General features: G+C 49.5%; 1 protein-coding gene. It reads left to right on the forward strand.

Annotated elements, in window-relative coordinates; all coding sequences use genetic code 11:
- The first annotated feature begins 90 nt into the window (after positions 1-90).
- Positions 91-1,341: an ISL3 family transposase gene (locus ACIFO6_RS24015; protein ID WP_430044553.1), complete on the forward strand. Its 1,251-nt coding sequence runs from the start codon at positions 91-93 to the stop codon at positions 1,339-1,341.
- Positions 1,342-1,451: the final 110 nt, after the last annotated feature.

The following is a 1,451-nucleotide window of genomic DNA, read 5'->3' on the forward strand; positions in this document are numbered from 1 at the left end:
GCTTCGTCGCTATATTTGATGGGTGAGGTCTAAACCATAGAGAAGTAGAGCAGACTGTTCCTAAGAAGACTAATAGGGGCGGGAAGAACAATGAAGATATTTAGTAGCCGAGAAGATCATGTAATTGCAGAGTTATTTAAAATGGCGTTGCAGGTGGAAAAACCATGGGAACTGAGAGAAATTAAGTTCGACGAACAGGAACAAGCCTGGCACCTATTTATGGACTTTGAACGTGGAGCCGAATTCGTCTGTCCGTTGTGTGGAGGAATGTGCAAAGCCTACGATGCGGAGAACAAGGAGTGGCGACACCTGGATTTTTGGGAATGGAAAACCTTTATGCACGTCAGGGTGCCGAGGGTCGAATGCAAGGTGTGTAACAAAGTGACGCAAGTTCCGGTCAAATGGTCCCGACCCGGGGCGCATTTCACCTATTCCTTTGAAGCATACGCCATGCGATTAATGGCGGAAATGCCAGTCAACGCGGCAGCTCGTGAGCTTCGGGAACATGACACCCGGATGTGGCGCATCTTTCACCATTACGTGAATCAAGCAATGGAGCAAGTGGATCTGACGGAAGTGAAACGGATCGCCATTGATGAAACGTCATCCCGACGCGGCCACCGCTACATCACGTTATTTGTAGATGTTGACCGTAAAATCGTCCTCTTCGCCACCGTGGGGAAGGGAAAAGATACCTTAGAGCGCTTCCGGGCGCATCTGAGAAACAAAGGGGTGGATGCCCAGCAGATCCAGGAAGTATGCTGCGACATGTCTCCCGCTTTTATTCGAGGAGTCGAGGACTATTTCCCAGATGCAGAGATCACCTTTGATAAGTTTCATGTGATGAAGCTGGTCGGTGAGGCGGTAGATGAAGTCCGCATCGAGGAGCAGAAACAAAACCCCGAACTGAAACGGACGAAGTATATCTGGCTGAAGAACGAGTCGAATCTCAAAGCCGAACAAAAGGAAGCGCTGGAACAGCTGAAGGACAGTAACTTGCAAACCGGAAGAGCCTACCGGTTGAGACTGGCGTTGCAGGATTTATGGAGCGTTCGGCATGTTTTCGCCGATATGTACTTGAAGGAATGGCTCAGCTGGGCGACTCGTTCCCAGCTGGCTCCGATGATACGTGTAGCCCAAACGATAAAGCAACATGAGGAAGGCATCCTACGCTGGTTCCATAGCCAAATGACGAACGGATTGTTGGAGGGCATCAATGGTCTGGTCCAAGCAGCCAAGCGTCGAGCGAGAGGCTACCGTAACGTAGGTAATCTGATTGCCATGGTCTATATGACAGCGAATAAAAACCACCTTCCTGCGCTTTCAGCACGTAGGTCCTAAGCTCATCTTTCCCCTTCCCCTTTATACCCTTTACTTAGGTAATCTCTCGAATCTATCCTAACTATGAACCTATTTTATCCGGTGTTACCCATCCAGTAGAGCGAAGAGCC

This window comes from Paenibacillus sp. NRS-1781 (genome assembly GCF_050467745.1).
In the GTDB taxonomy this organism is placed as follows: domain Bacteria; phylum Bacillota; class Bacilli; order Paenibacillales; family Paenibacillaceae; genus Paenibacillus; species Paenibacillus terrae_A.